Origin of the sequence: Paenibacillus germinis (assembly GCF_013141785.1) — a bacterium.
GTDB lineage: Bacteria > Bacillota > Bacilli > Paenibacillales > NBRC-103111 > Paenibacillus_E > Paenibacillus_E phytorum.
In genome coordinates this window covers 43,306-57,331 of sequence record NZ_WHOC01000164.1, presented here as the reverse complement: position 1 = coordinate 57,331, position 14,026 = coordinate 43,306, and the positions used below count along the sequence as shown (strand labels likewise).

Here is a 14,026-nt window from a genome sequence, read left to right as displayed (position 1 = left end):
ATAATAAGAAGGATGATTTTCGAAAATTAAGGAGTTGTAACTACAATGGCTTTGAAAGCAGGTATCGTCGGTCTACCGAACGTAGGAAAATCGACATTGTTTAATGCAATTACACAGGCGGGGGCAGAATCTGCGAATTATCCGTTTTGTACGATCGATCCGAATGTTGGGGTAGTTGAAGTACCAGACGAGAGATTGCAGAAGCTGGTAGAGATCGTTGTGCCTAAGAGCATTGTCCCGACAGCCTTTGAATTCGTTGATATTGCGGGTTTAGTAAAGGGTGCGAGCAAAGGCGAAGGGCTTGGAAATAAATTTTTGGCACACATTCGTGAAGTGGATGCCATTGTGCATGTTGTTCGTTGTTTTGAAGATGATAATATTACTCACGTTTCCGGTAAAGTTGACCCGATCGGCGATATCGAAACGATTAATCTTGAATTGATTTTGGCAGATATTGAGTCGGTAGAGAAGAAGATCGAGCGTTCACGCAAAAACCTCAAGGGCGGCGACAAAAAGGTTGTTGCTGAAGTGGAGTGTTTAGAGCGTATTAAAGAAGCGCTTTATGCAGATAAACCGGCACGCAGTCTGGATCTCAGCGAAGATGAGAAACTTCTCGTGCGCGACCTTCATTTATTGACCATGAAACCCGTGCTTTATGCGGCAAACGTAAGTGAAGATGAAGTAGCAACAGCAGATGAAAATCCTTTTGTGAAAATTGTGAAAGAATTTGCTGAGAGCGAAAACAACGAAGTGGTGTCGATCAGTGCGAAGGTTGAATCCGAAATCGCCGAGTTGGAAGATGAAGAAAAAGCGATGTTCCTCGAAGAGTTGGGACTTCAAGAGTCCGGCTTGAATAGATTGATTAAAGCAGCTTATAGAAAACTTGGCTTGTACACGTATTTCACAGCTGGGGTGCAGGAAGTAAGAGCATGGACAATCCGCAAGGGAACGAAAGCTCCTCAAGCGGCTGGTGTTATTCATACCGATTTCGAACGTGGTTTTATTCGTGCTGAAGTCGTCTCTTATAATGATTTGGCAGCTGCAGGGTCGATGAATGGTGCGAAAGAAAAAGGCCAAGTGCGTCTCGAAGGTAAAGAGTATGTGGTGAATGACGGGGACGTCATGCATTTCAGATTTAATGTGTAATTAATAAAAAAAGTAAAGAAAGGAGTGATCCTATATGTTGGATCGACTTCAGTCCATTGTGGACCGCTATGATAAATTAAGCGAATTGTTGTGTGACCCGGATGTAACGAGTGACACGAAGAAGCTTAGAGAATACTCTAAAGAGCAATCTGATCTTCAAGAAGCATATGATGCTTATAACGAATATAAGAGTGTGAGCGAACAGCTGGCCGATGCCAAAGTGATGCAAAACGAAAAGCTGGACGATGAAATGCGTGAAATGGTCAAAATGGAGATCGATGAGCTTAGCGAGCAATCTGCCAAGTTGGAAGAACAACTTAGAATGCTCATGATGCCTAAAGACCCTAATGATGATAAGAACGTAATCGTCGAAATTCGCGGTGCGGCAGGCGGCGACGAAGCTGCTTTGTTCGCGGGCGATTTGTATCGGATGTATACGCGCTATGCGGACGCGCAAGGATGGAGAACGGAGATTCTCGATGCTTCTGTGAACGATTTGGGCGGGTTTAAAGAGATTATTTTCATGATCACTGGTAAAGGCGCTTATAGTAAGTTGAAGTATGAGAGTGGGGCGCACCGTGTACAACGAATTCCTGTAACGGAATCAAGTGGACGTATCCATACCTCAACGTCGACGGTAGTGGTTATGCCGGAAGCGGAAGATGTTGAGATTGTCATCCATGATGCGGATATTCGCGTTGATACGTTCTGTTCAAGTGGAGCGGGCGGTCAGTCAGTTAATACGACGAAATCCGCTGTACGTGTGACGCATGTACCTACGGGTATCGTAGCGACTTGTCAGGATGGTAAATCGCAGAACTCGAATAAAGAGTCAGCGCTGCGCGTGCTTCGTACACGTATTTCCGATAAAATGCGTGAGGAAGAGGAAGCGAAATATGCGGGCGAGCGTAAAAGCAAGGTAGGTACGGGTGACCGTTCCGAACGTATTCGTACGTATAACTTCCCGCAAAGCCGGATAACCGATCATCGTATTGGTTTGACTTTGCATCGCTTAGAAACTGTGCTTAATGGTGACATGGCAGAGATCGTTTCGGCGCTCACGATTGCAGCGCAGTCCGATGCTTTGGATAACGGGGAGCAGGCAATGTGATGTCGACTGCTGCTAAGAGTTTAAGAGAAGCCTTTGTTGAGGCTTCTTCTTTTTTAGGGAAGCTCGGTGTGGCCGAGGCTGCTTCCTGTGTGGAATTGCTGCTGCAGCACTTGCTCAGCTGCAGTCGGACGGAGCTGCTGTTCCGTTTTCCGGAACAGTTTCCTGTGGAGCTGGCGGAAACGTGGCGCCAGCTAGTGGAGCGGAAGGCCGCGGGTGAGCCGGTGCAGTATATTATCGGCGAGCAGGATTTCTTCGGCCTTCCTTTTGTGGTTAGCCCGGCCGTGTTAATTCCGCGGCCGGAGACGGAGCTGCTCGTGGAAGCTTTGCTCCATGAGGGCTCGCGTCTGTTCCCGCAAGGCGCTCCGCTGCTTGCGGATGTGGGCACCGGGAGCGGAGCGATCCCGGTGACTGTGGCACACGCGCGCCCTGCGTGGCGCGTGGCGGCCAGCGACATCTCCGCGGCAGCGCTGGAGATGGCTCGCGTGAATGCGCAGCGCCACGGCGTGGCTGCGCGGGTGGAGTGGCTCGAGGGCGATCTTCTCGAGCCCTTTATTGCGCGCCGGATCGCGCCGGATATACTGGTGTCTAACCCACCGTATATCCCTGATGGCGACCTGCCGGCGCTTCAGCCGGAGGTGCGGCTGTTCGAGCCGCACACGGCTTTGTTCGGCGGTGTCGAGGGACTCGACCTTTACCGCCGGATGATCTCGCAGCTGCCGCAGCTGCCGCGAATCCCGACTATGGTCGGGTTCGAGGTGGGCATTCGGCAGGCGGAGGCTGTGGCGGCGATGCTGCGCGCCGCCGCTGACTGGGACGAGATCCGATTCGTGCAGGATCTCCAGGGCATTGATCGCCATGTGATCGCGATCCGATCGCGAGACTCGTAGAATTGGGAACGAACACGATATTTTTGGATAGCACCGAGGTATGGGGGGCAGATAAGAGTGTTTTTCATCGCAAAAGTCACTTATATTAGCTGAAGAGTCACTTTAGAGATGTATTTCTCTCTTACAGACAAGCTTATGGTGGTTTCGAGGTAATCAGGGCCTGATAAGAATGTTTTTCATCGCTAAAGCTGCTTATATGAGTAGAAGAGTCTCTTTAGCGATGTTTTTCACTCTTACAGACGGGCTACTTTTCAGTTCCGAGGTATTCATGGGCTGCTAAGAATGTTTTTCATCGCTAAAGCTGCTTATATGAGCAGAAGAGTCACTTTAGAGATGTATTTCGCTCTTACAGACGGGCTACCTGGCAGTTCCGAGGTATTCATGGGCTGCTAAGAGTGTTTTTCATCGTTAAAGCAGCTTATATGAGCAGAAGAGTCACTTTAGTGATGTTTTTCACTCTTACAGACGGGCTATCTGGCAGTTCCGAGGTATTCATGGGCTGATAAGAGTGTTTTTCATCGTTAAAGTTGCTTTAATGAGTCGATGTGCCACTTTAGCGATGTTTTTCACTCTTACAGACAAGCTATCAGGTTGATTCGGAGGAATTGGTGTCAGATAAGGGCGTTTTTCATCCTTACCAGTGGGTTCCGAGTAATCACGGGCCTGATAGCGATGTTTTTCACTGTTAATCCCACCTCTTACCATCACCAACGAACCCATCCCACCCAACTCTATCATTTTTCACAAAATTAAATAGATTACTAGGTTTAGCTCCTCCTCTTATTGCCCATACTGGCTAGTAGAAGCGAAGGGAAAGGGGCTTTTCCTCATGGTTAAGAGATCTAATCGGCATTCTTATAAATCTTTATTATTAGTAGCTTTTGCACTTATTGTTATGATAACTTGTTGGGAATCGAATCGTACAAATGCGGCGGTTATTTCGCCTACGATACCGGAAGAATCTATTCGCTTACGTATTCTAGCAAACTCCGATTCGGCGCAGGATCAAGCGTTGAAACGCGAGATTCGTGATGCTATTATTGCTCGTATGCAGGAGTGGGTCATTGGACCCCAAACGCTGGATGACGCAAGAGAAGTAGTAAAAGCCCACTTACCCGAGTTTGATATACTAGTTGGACAAATGATTAAAGCACGTGGGTATAGCTATTCACATACAGTTGAGCTCGGTAAAGTTCCTTTTCCAACGAAAATGTACGGAAATGAAGTGTACCCAGCAGGAGAATATGAAGCGCTGCGCGTGACGATTGGAACGGGGGAAGGTCAGAACTGGTGGTGTGTGTTGTTTCCGCCATTATGTTTCGTGGATTCCTTATCCGGAGAAGCGGTAGCATCGGCTGCTGTTGTAGCGAAAACAGAGGGTGATGGGAAGGTACAATCCTCTCCTACACCTGCAACGAAAGACAGTAAAGTTGCTCCAACGGTTAAACCCGACAAATCTAAGCCTGCCGTTAAAGATGTTAAAGATGCACAAGTAGAAGAAAAAACGGAATCCGTTGATGCTAAGCAGCCACAAGTTAAGTTTTTTATCTGGGAAATGGTGAAGAAGATCGTATCGTGGTTCAGCTAAGAAAAGTCACCAGTTGCCATTAGGATCAGAATTTTATTTTGAAGTTAGGATGATAGATGATCGTGACAAAATACTGGAAAGTGGATCAGGGTATTGGGACCGAGATAGGTGGGGATTTAGCTGAAGCTGCCCTGCTTCTCCGAAGTGGTGAAACAGTAGCCTTTCCTACAGAGACTGTATATGGTCTTGGGGCAGACGCTACGAATACGGCAGCTGTCGAAAGGATTTTCTCTGCGAAAGGTCGGCCTTCAGATAACCCGCTGATTGTTCACATTGCTGATGTCGAACAGCTCTCATGTTTAATTCTATCTAATCGTGTAACAGAGGATCATCGCCAGCTTATGGGGGTTTTCTGGCCAGGTCCTCTTACCATTGTGCTGCCTGTGAAAACAGGTGGCATTTCGCCGTTAGTAACCGCTGGTCTTAAGACTGTGGGTGTGCGAATTCCGGATCATCCTGTGGCTTTGCAGCTTCTTCGTGAAGCGGGACTTCCCATAGCCGCGCCGAGTGCCAATAGCTCAGGCAGACCTAGTCCAACACTCGCATCTCATGTCAGAGATGATTTAGATGGTCTTATTGGCGGGATTGTGGATGGTGGTGCAACTGGGGTTGGTGTCGAGTCGACTGTGATCGAGCTTGTAGCCGGTGAGCTTTACATTTTGCGCCCTGGCGGCGTTACGGCAGAGCAGCTGCAATCGGCACTGCCTGCCATACGGATTCATGAGCCAGAGCGGGAAGAGGTACAAGATTCCGAAACACCGCGTGCTCCAGGGATGAAGTACACACATTACGCACCAAAAGGATTTATGCATATCGTTCAAGGTGGAGATCTAGAAACTGTTACTGAATGGATCCAAAAAGATATTGATGCCGCCAAGGCACGAGGTGAGTCAACGGGTATTCTTACATTTGAGGAGAGAGCTTCTCGTTACCATGCTGATTTGGTTATTGCCTGTGGATCGTTATCGCAACCGGAAACAATCGCTCAGGATCTTTATGCTGCGTTAAGGCAATTTGATCAAGAAGGCGTTCAATATATTGCTGCAGAGGGCTGTCCAGAAACGGGGATTGGCCGTGCGATTATGAATCGACTTCGTAAAGCAGCCGGTCATCGGCTTGTACGTGTTTAGCTAGCATGATTCCCTGTTTGTCCGCATATCTTGAGAGAGAAACGTGGACAAGGGGGATAGCACTATGCTCGCATCTGGGGTAGAATTTGGGCAGCTGGTAACAATTATTATTATGGCGATTGCTTTGGGCCTGGATGCTTTTTCCTTAGGGATTGGCATAGGGATGAAGGGTATTCGTTTAATTGATATTATGAAAATAAGCGTCGTAATTGCTGTTTTCCACGTCCTCATGCCTTTAATGGGTATGTTTATGGGGCAATATGTTTCTTCGCTGCTTGGTAATGTCGCTACAGCCGCTGGGGGATGTTTGCTCATTCTGCTGGGTTCGCATATGGTGTATAGTTCGATTCGTGGAGAAGAAGCGACTTCTTTTGATCATAGGTCAATTTTGGGCCTGACGATCTTCTCACTTAGTGTTAGTATTGATTCATTCTCTGTGGGTGTATCTCTTGGTATGTTTGCTACGGATATTTTGTTGACGGTGCTGATATTTGGTCTGTTTGGGGGTTTGCTTTCCATCGCCGGTTTAATGGTGGGTAGGCGGGTAAGCGGCTGGGTAGGCGAGTATGGCGAGGCGTTTGGCGGGCTTATTTTGCTCACGTTTGGGATCAAATTTTTACTATGATACAATAGGGGTATAGAAAAGTATTCGTCTTAGATTATGCTTACGAAGAAAGTTTTGCTATGCAAAACTCAGTTTATGCTTACGAAGTTAGCTTTCCTACGGAAAGCTCTTAGGAGGGAATCATGTTGCGAATTCTATTTGTCTGTACAGGAAATACGTGCCGCAGTCCATTAGCAGAAGGTTTGCTGCGTATCAGGGTGCACCAAGAAGGGCTTGCGGCGGAGGTTCGTTCAGCAGGGGTGTCCGCGGTGACGGGCGGTCCAATCTCCCGAAATAGTGCATCGCTTTTACAGGAAGCGGGTTTCAAGGATTCCATTAGTTCTTTGGCGATCCAAGAGTCTGAAGTGAATTGGGCTGATCTCATTTTGACCATGACGATGGGTCATAAGCGTACGGTCATCCAGCGGTTTCCGGGTGCGATTGAGAAAACATTTACGCTCAAAGAGTACGTCGAGGATGACGCTCATATTTTACAGGCGATTGAGGAAAGGGAGCAGCTCGTTACGGAGCTTCAGCTCAAGCAAGCTCTTTCGCAAGCAGTGTCTATAGAAGAAAGAAGCCGGATTTTTAAACTTGAACATGCGATTCCTGACTTTGACATTTCTGACCCGTTCGGAGGCTCCATAGAGATTTACCGACAAACGGCTGAGGAAATCAGCGGGAGTTTAGATAAATTGGTTCATAAAATACGTGCACGAAACGAAGGTTCCAAATAACTCAGGTTCTAGATATATGAATTGCGGATACATCTTTACACATGGGGTAGAATGCGATAAAATAGAGGTATCAATCAAGACTCAATGTAACTGGCGACGAGTGGGAGTAACCACAATGGAGCATTGAGCTATACGGCCGGTCGCCTGGGCAAAAGAGCAACGCGCGTTTTCTAGCGTGTCCGCTCTTTTTTTCGTTTTCTGGTGAGCTTTGGGATATAATAGGATGGTCGAATTTCGAACAAGCAAAGGAGCGTTCTATTCATGAAAATTGCTTTAGGTGCGGATCATGCAGGCTATCGTTTGAAAGATGTTATCATTCCTTTTATTGAGTCATTAGGTCACCAAGTCGTCGATTACGGCTGCAGCTGTGCAGATTCGGTCGATTATCCCGACTATGCGCTTAAAGTTTGTGAGCAAGTAGTTTCAGGTGAAGCTGACAAAGGTATTCTGATTTGCGGAACCGGTATCGGGATGTCAATTGCCGCGAATAAGGTTCCGGGCATCCGCTGTGCACTTGTACATGATCTTTTTTCAGCGAAAGCGACGCGGGAGCACAATGATACGAACGTACTTGCCTTAGGGGAACGTGTTATTGGCCCGGGTGTAGCTGAGGAAATCGTGAAAATTTGGCTCGAAACCGAGTTTTCCCAAGGTGTTCGCCACCAGAATCGCATTAACAAAGTGCAAAGTATCGAAGACCGTTTCACATTGCATCCATAGAATATCTCCTAACGGAAAATTCCAGAAGCGAGGGATCACGATGACAGATTCCATTCTTTCTAATATTGCCGAGGCTTTGGAAACGAATCTTCGGGAATTGGTCAAAGTCGGCAATCTAAGATCAGGTCACATTCTGATTATCGGAACGAGCACGAGTGAAATTCTCGGGCATAGGATCGGTACATCGGGTACGCTGGATGCAGCTAAGCCGATCTTTGAAACGGCGCAGCGCATAAGCCACGAGTTCGGGCTGCACTTAGCCTTTCAATGCTGCGAGCATTTGAACCGTGCAATCGTTATTGAGGAAGAGCTGCTATCGCATGCGCCTCAGCTTGTGCCAGTCTCTGTCATTCCGGTGCCAAGGGCCGGAGGTTCGATGGCCTCCTATGCGTATCGCCATTTCGCGAAGCCAGTTGTTGTCGAGACGATTCAGGCACATGCCGGAATCGATATTGGCAGCACGCTCATCGGGATGCATCTGCGCCCAGTTGCTGTGCCAGCAAGACCGCCAGTGCGCAACATTGGCCATGCCTATGTCACAATGGCTTTTACCCGGCCTAAGCTGATTGGCGGTACAAGAGCTGTCTACCTACCCGATGAAGCGGAACAACTCTATCAAACAGCCGCACTCGATGCAGATTGTTAAACTTTTTAACTATCAAAAGGAATTAAGACTTAACAGATAAAACTACTCTGTAGGAGGAATTTAATATGACAAACTTTTTGAGCAAACAAGATCCTAAAATTGTAGCAGCCATGAACCTTGAGCTTGCCCGCCAACGTGACAAAATTGAGCTTATTGCATCCGAAAACATCGTTAGCCAAGCTGTTCTTGAAGCTATGGGTACAGTGTTAACGAACAAATATGCAGAAGGCTACCCAGGCAAAAGATACTATGGCGGCTGCGAGCACGTAGACATCGTAGAAGATATCGCTCGCGATCGTGCAAAAGAGCTTTTCGGTGCTGAGCACGCGAACGTTCAACCGCATTCCGGCGCACAAGCTAACATGGCTGTTTACTTGGCAGCCCTAAACCCTGGTGATACAGTACTAGGTATGAACCTGGCACATGGTGGTCACTTAACACACGGTAGCCCAGTGAATGCATCCGGTATTCTCTACAACTTCGTAGCTTACGGTGTAAGCGAGAAAGATTTCCGCATTGATTACGACGATGTTCGTAAAGCTGCATTCAAACATAAGCCTCGCATGCTCGTAGCTGGCGCAAGTGCTTACCCGCGCACGATTGATTTCGAAGCATTGGCTTCCATTGCAAATGATGTAGGCGCACTGTTCTTCGTCGATATGGCTCATATCGCGGGTCTTGTTGCTGCTGGTTTGCATCCGAACCCAGTGCCGCACGCACATTTCGTAACGACAACAACGCACAAAACGCTTCGCGGTCCTCGCGGCGGTATGATTCTTACACGCAAAGCTTGGGCAGCAGCGATCGATAAAGCCGTTTTCCCTGGTACCCAAGGTGGTCCTTTGATGCACACAATTGCAGCAAAAGCTGTTTCCTTCGGTGAAGCTCTGCAACCAGATTTCAAAACATACGGACAAAACGTGATCAACAATGCGCAAGCATTGGCGACTGCTTTAACAGCTGAAGGCATTAACCTTGTTTCTGGCGGTACGGATAACCACTTGATGCTGATCGATTTGCGCAACTTGAACATTTCGGGTAAAGACGCTGAACACGTTCTAGACGAAATTGGTATTACAGCAAACAAAAACGCGATTCCGTTTGACCCAACAAGTCCGTTCATCACTAGCGGTATCCGCCTAGGTACACCGGCTGTAACATCCCGTGGTATGAATGAAGAAGCAATGAAAACAATCGCGAAAGTGATTGGACTTACCCTGAAAAACCCGAAAGACGAAGCTGTTTTGGAGAAAGCACGCGGTTTAGTGAAAGACCTTACAGCGCAGTATCCGCTTTACCCAGGTTTAACTTATTAATTCTAATTTAAAAATATGTTCAGGTCGGCTCTCTGGAGTCGGCTTTTTTTTACCCTTTTATCCGTCCAGAGGCTGTTGACGAAAGTATGGGGGCAGACCTATACTTCTTGGTAATTCGTGTAAAAGGAGGTTGCATCCATGCAGCTTGTTTTACAGTACGTGCAGTTGAAAACAACTTTAATGCGGGTTCACAATTTTCAACAAACCGATATGGATGTGCCCGTCTCCGTTGAAGAAATAGCCGGTTACCTGTATTGTACGGAACGCAATGTGAAAATATTGATTCGCAAGATGATTGAGATGGCATGGATTTCCTGGACACCGGGTCGCGGGCGCGGTAACCGTTCTATGATCCGGTTTCTGGCTTCCGTCGAAGATCTTTTGTTTACTGAAGCAAAATTGCATGTTGAACAGGGGAATTTGAACAGTGCGATGAGTTTGTTTCAAATAGAAGGATTGGATCCAGGAGTCATGGATCGATTCTTAGCTTGGTTAGGAAGTTACTTTGGGTATAGAGGGACCCTTGAGTCCGGCGATCCTGAAACCCTTCGATTGCCGATGCAGATGAGAGTTTTGACCCTAGACCCTGTGGATGTGCTCTTCTCTGGCGATCTCCATCTCGTGAAGCAGGCTTTCGATACGCTGCTCTATTTTGATCCTGCTTGCGGCAGCTTAGAGCCAGGTTTGGCGCATGACTGGGAATGTAACGAGAATGCAACGATCTGGACGTTTTATTTGCGTAAGCGGGTGCGATTCCATCATGGTCGTGAGATGACATCGGCAGATGCGGTCTTTTCGCTTAATCGGGTGCGTACACTAGGCACGGAAGATTCTCCAAACCGCTGGCTGCTGGAATCCGTTAGAGACATCCGCGCAGTGGATCGGCTGACCGTTAGAGTCGAGTTGAATGCGCCGAATTATATGTTTCCTCACTACGTAAGTTCCTATCAGGCTGCGATCGTACCGGCTGATGTGTACAGCGCTCAGAAAGTGAGCGATCCAGGCATGCTGCCCGTCGGGACGGGTCCGTTCCGGATTACGAGGTATGACGAAGGAGGCGTAACATTCGAAGCGTTCGAGGATTATTACCGGGAATCCGCCCACCTAGATCGTATCGAACTGCTTTGCGTTCCGGAGATGGTGAGTGAGCGAAGGTGGCAGCAGCTGAACTTCCAAATGGGCAAGCTCAGTCATTCTAAACAGCCGGCACCGGCGCATTGGTGTAAAAAAGAAATCATGATGCTGGGTTCTAGCATGTTAGTCTTTAATTTACGAAAGGAAGGGCCTCAGCAGGATATCCATTTTCGTCAATCGCTTCAGCTAGTACTAAATCGTAGCGGCATGATTAAGGAACTGGGACTATATAATGCGATACCTGCCGCGGATTTCTTGCCGACCGATTCGCCAGTCGAACTGCCAGACGATGACCAGCCTGAACGAGCTAGAGAATTACTAAGTCAATGTGGATATGAAGGCCAGCCGATTACGATGATTTTTACCCCAAAAAATCGTGCCCTAGCTGAATGGGTTCATGCTCGCTGCCTCGAAATCGGAATTCAGGTAGCTCTACAGGAATATTCTTTTGAGGAAATGTCCAAGGTGCATAGGATGCAATGTGCAGATATCATTGTCGGCGGGGTTGTCGCAGATGACGATGAGGCCCGTTGTCTGATTGAGATGTATAAGATAGGTAACTTGGCACTGCGCGTATACGCGACCGATGAGCAGCGCAGAACGTTCGATGAAACAATTGCCTCAATCGAAGCAGAGCCTGACAGTCAGGTACGTTTACAACGAATCCACTCTATGCAAGGATTATTATCGCAAAACCAATCGGTCTTATTTCTTCTTCATACGACCCAACAATTAGTGTATAGCCCACACCTTCAAGGTATTTCTTTCAATACGCTCGGTTGGTTCGACTTCAAGAGTATCTGGTTCTGCCCCGAAATCGTAGATTGAGCTCATCATGTTATACCAAAGCCACTCGGATGAATATTCCTAGTGGTTTTTTCGTGTAAAATGGATATTCACGGAAGCTTTGGTTTTACAGAGGATAAGTTGGATAACATATGATATAATGGACGAGGTTTGTCGTACCATGACGATATTTTTTTTGTGAAATACATATAAAATGCAGTTTTTTAGGAGGAAATTATGGGGAAGTTATTTATTTGTGATCATCCGCTAATTCAACATAAGCTCACTTATATTCGGGATGAGAATACGAAAACGAAGGATTTTCGAGATCTCGTAGACGAGGTTGCGACTTTAATGGCCTATGAGATTACGAGAGATATTCCGCTTGAGCATGTTCAGGTGAAAACACCTGTGACTACAGCAGATTGCCGTATTATTTCTGGCAGAATGCTGGGACTCATTCCGATCCTGCGTGCAGGTCTGGGCATGGTAGATGGGATACTTAAGCTGATTCCGGCTGCAAAAGTTGGACATGTTGGCTTGTACCGTGATCCTGACACGCTTCAGCCTGTCGAATATTATGTGAAGCTGCCGACAGATGTCCTGGAGCGGGAGTTAATTGTTATTGACCCGATGCTGGCTACAGGCGGATCCGCAAATATGGCGATTGAAGTGCTGAAACGCAGAGGCTGTACGCAAATGAAGCTGATGTGCTTAATTGCAGCACCAGAAGGGATCAAAGCAGTTCAACAAGAGCATCCTGATGTTGATATTTACGTAGCTGCCGTTGATGACTACCTGAACGATCATGGCTATATCGTACCGGGACTAGGTGATGCGGGAGATCGTCTGTTCGGCACTAAATAATTTGCTTACGAAGTCAGCTTTGCTACGCAAAGCTCTAAGGGGAGAAGAAACCGATGAAACGTTTAAAAGTCATTACGATCTTCGGAACAAGACCCGAAGCGATTAAGATGGCTCCGCTTATTTTGGAGCTGGAAAAGCATCCTGAGCATATTGAGTCCCTCGTCTGTGTGACAGCGCAGCATCGACAAATGCTGGATCAGGTGCTCGATATTTTCAAAATTAAACCTGATTTCGACTTGAACGTCATGAAAGACCGTCAAACGCTGAATGAAATTACGATGCGTGTACTGCAAGGTTTGGAGCCTGTCTTCCAAGAAGCTAAGCCTGACCTGATTCTCGTCCACGGCGACACATTGACAACATTCCTTGCAAGCTATGCGGCATTCATGCAGCAAATTCAAGTGGGACATGTCGAGGCAGGTCTTCGTACGTGGAACAAAATGTCCCCTTACCCGGAGGAAATGAATCGTCAATTAACAGGTGTAATAGCGGATCTGCACTTTGCTCCAACGCAGCAATCGGCTGACAATCTGCGCAAAGAAAATAAATCTGAATCCCAGATTTATGTGACGGGGAATACGGTTACGGATGTGTTTAAATACACGGTACAAGAGAAATTTGAACACCCTGTATTGGAATGGGCAGCAGGCCGTAAGCTGATCTTGATGACGGCTCATCGTCGTGAATCGCAAGGAGAGCCTCACCGTCAAATCTTCCGTGCTGTGAAACGTATTGCCGATGAGTTCGAAGATATTGCGATCGTTTATCCCGTGCATCTAAGTCCTGCAGTCAAGGAACCTGCACATGAGATCCTGGGCAATCATCCACGCATCAAGCTGGTAGACCCATTTGATGTATTCGAGTTCCACAACTTCTATCCGCACGCCCATATGATCCTGACAGACTCTGGTGGTCTTCAAGAAGAAGCGCCGTCTTTTGGTGTGCCGGTTCTAGTTCTGCGCGATACGACAGAACGTCCTGAAGGTATCCAGGCAGGTACGCTTGAACTCGTTGGAACGGATGAGGAAGTGGTCTATGAGCGTGCTCGAGCGCTTCTAACAGATCCAGATTTATACAACAAAATGAGTCAAGCCGCCAACCCTTATGGGGATGGAAAATCGTCTGAACGCATCGTGCAAGCGATACTTTATCACTTCGGCAAGACCTCTGAGCGTCCGGAAGCATTCTAACCGTGACAAAATCATGACAAACGCTACAGCGTACAGTTCGACTGTTTGGTTTGGAAACTCGCAAACCCTAGAGCCGCAAGGCTCTGAGGGGTTTTGTAAGAAGTCACAAATGAAGTTCCTTCAATTGACAAACCTTGCATGGCTTCGATACAATGAATGAGGAT

14 protein-coding genes and 1 riboswitch are annotated in these 14,026 nt (G+C 47.4%); of the genes, 13 read left to right on the top strand and 1 reads right to left on the bottom strand.

Annotated elements, in window-relative coordinates; translation table 11 throughout:
- Window positions 1-45: 45 nt before the first annotated feature.
- The 3 genes from ychF to prmC are packed head-to-tail and all read left to right on the top strand — an operon-like array spanning window position 46 to window position 3,144.
- Window positions 46-1,146: a redox-regulated ATPase YchF gene (gene ychF / locus GC102_RS32020; protein WP_057303716.1), complete on the top strand. Its 1,101-nt coding sequence runs from the start codon at window positions 46-48 to the stop codon at window positions 1,144-1,146.
- A gap of 34 nt (window positions 1,147-1,180) precedes the next feature.
- Window positions 1,181-2,257, top strand: coding sequence for a peptide chain release factor 1 (gene prfA / locus GC102_RS32015; RefSeq protein WP_171693090.1), 1,077 nt, complete (start codon window positions 1,181-1,183; stop codon window positions 2,255-2,257).
- A complete protein-coding gene (gene prmC, locus GC102_RS32010) occupies window positions 2,257-3,144 on the top strand; it encodes a peptide chain release factor N(5)-glutamine methyltransferase (protein ID WP_171693089.1) in 888 nt (295 codons plus the stop codon). Before prfA ends, prmC begins: the two co-directional genes overlap by 1 nt.
- 492 nt (window positions 3,145-3,636) lie before the next feature.
- On the opposite strand, the gene GC102_RS32005 is transcribed toward prmC, so the two are convergent.
- Window positions 3,637-3,864 carry a hypothetical protein gene (locus GC102_RS32005; protein WP_171693088.1) on the bottom strand — a complete coding sequence of 76 codons (228 nt, stop codon included), beginning with the start codon at window positions 3,862-3,864 and terminating at the stop codon, window positions 3,637-3,639.
- Window positions 3,865-3,973: 109 nt separating this feature from the next.
- Here GC102_RS32005 and spoIIR point away from each other — a divergent pair, with 109 nt between their 5' ends.
- The 10 genes from spoIIR to wecB all read left to right on the top strand — a co-directional run bounded on the left by spoIIR (window position 3,974) and on the right by wecB (window position 13,862).
- The gene (spoIIR, locus tag GC102_RS32000; protein WP_171693087.1) at window positions 3,974-4,732 is read left to right on the top strand and encodes a stage II sporulation protein R; all 759 of its coding nucleotides are present in this window, start codon (window positions 3,974-3,976) and stop codon (window positions 4,730-4,732) included.
- A 56-nt stretch (window positions 4,733-4,788) separates the two neighbouring features.
- Window positions 4,789-5,862: an L-threonylcarbamoyladenylate synthase gene (locus GC102_RS31995; protein ID WP_171693086.1), complete on the top strand. Its 1,074-nt coding sequence runs from the start codon at window positions 4,789-4,791 to the stop codon at window positions 5,860-5,862.
- 64 nt (window positions 5,863-5,926) lie between these two features.
- A complete protein-coding gene (locus GC102_RS31990) occupies window positions 5,927-6,487 on the top strand; it encodes a manganese efflux pump MntP (protein ID WP_171693085.1) in 561 nt (186 codons plus the stop codon).
- Between the two features lie 122 nt (window positions 6,488-6,609).
- Entirely contained in the window at window positions 6,610-7,203 is a 594-nt protein-coding gene (locus GC102_RS31985; protein ID WP_171693084.1) for a low molecular weight protein arginine phosphatase, read from the top strand.
- A 76-nt stretch (window positions 7,204-7,279) separates the two neighbouring features.
- Window positions 7,280-7,360: riboswitch (ZMP/ZTP riboswitch) on the top strand.
- A gap of 104 nt (window positions 7,361-7,464) precedes the next feature.
- On the top strand, window positions 7,465-7,923 hold the full coding sequence (gene rpiB, locus GC102_RS31980; protein ID WP_057303723.1) for a ribose 5-phosphate isomerase B: 459 nt from the start codon (window positions 7,465-7,467) through the stop codon (window positions 7,921-7,923).
- Window positions 7,924-7,963: 40 nt separating this feature from the next.
- Entirely contained in the window at window positions 7,964-8,569 is a 606-nt protein-coding gene (locus GC102_RS31975; RefSeq protein ID WP_171693083.1) for a TIGR01440 family protein, read from the top strand.
- 65 nt (window positions 8,570-8,634) lie between these two features.
- Window positions 8,635-9,885, top strand: a complete 1,251-nt coding sequence (gene glyA / locus GC102_RS31970) for a serine hydroxymethyltransferase (protein WP_171642839.1) — start codon at window positions 8,635-8,637, stop codon at window positions 9,883-9,885.
- 138 nt (window positions 9,886-10,023) lie between these two features.
- On the top strand, window positions 10,024-11,847 hold the full coding sequence (locus GC102_RS31965) for an ABC transporter substrate-binding protein (RefSeq protein ID WP_171693082.1): 1,824 nt from the start codon (window positions 10,024-10,026) through the stop codon (window positions 11,845-11,847).
- A 195-nt stretch (window positions 11,848-12,042) separates the two neighbouring features.
- Entirely contained in the window at window positions 12,043-12,672 is a 630-nt protein-coding gene (gene upp / locus GC102_RS31960; RefSeq protein ID WP_029195667.1) for a uracil phosphoribosyltransferase, read from the top strand.
- A gap of 53 nt (window positions 12,673-12,725) precedes the next feature.
- A complete protein-coding gene (gene wecB / locus GC102_RS31955; RefSeq protein ID WP_171642837.1) occupies window positions 12,726-13,862 on the top strand; it encodes a non-hydrolyzing UDP-N-acetylglucosamine 2-epimerase in 1,137 nt (378 codons plus the stop codon).
- Window positions 13,863-14,026: the final 164 nt, after the last annotated feature.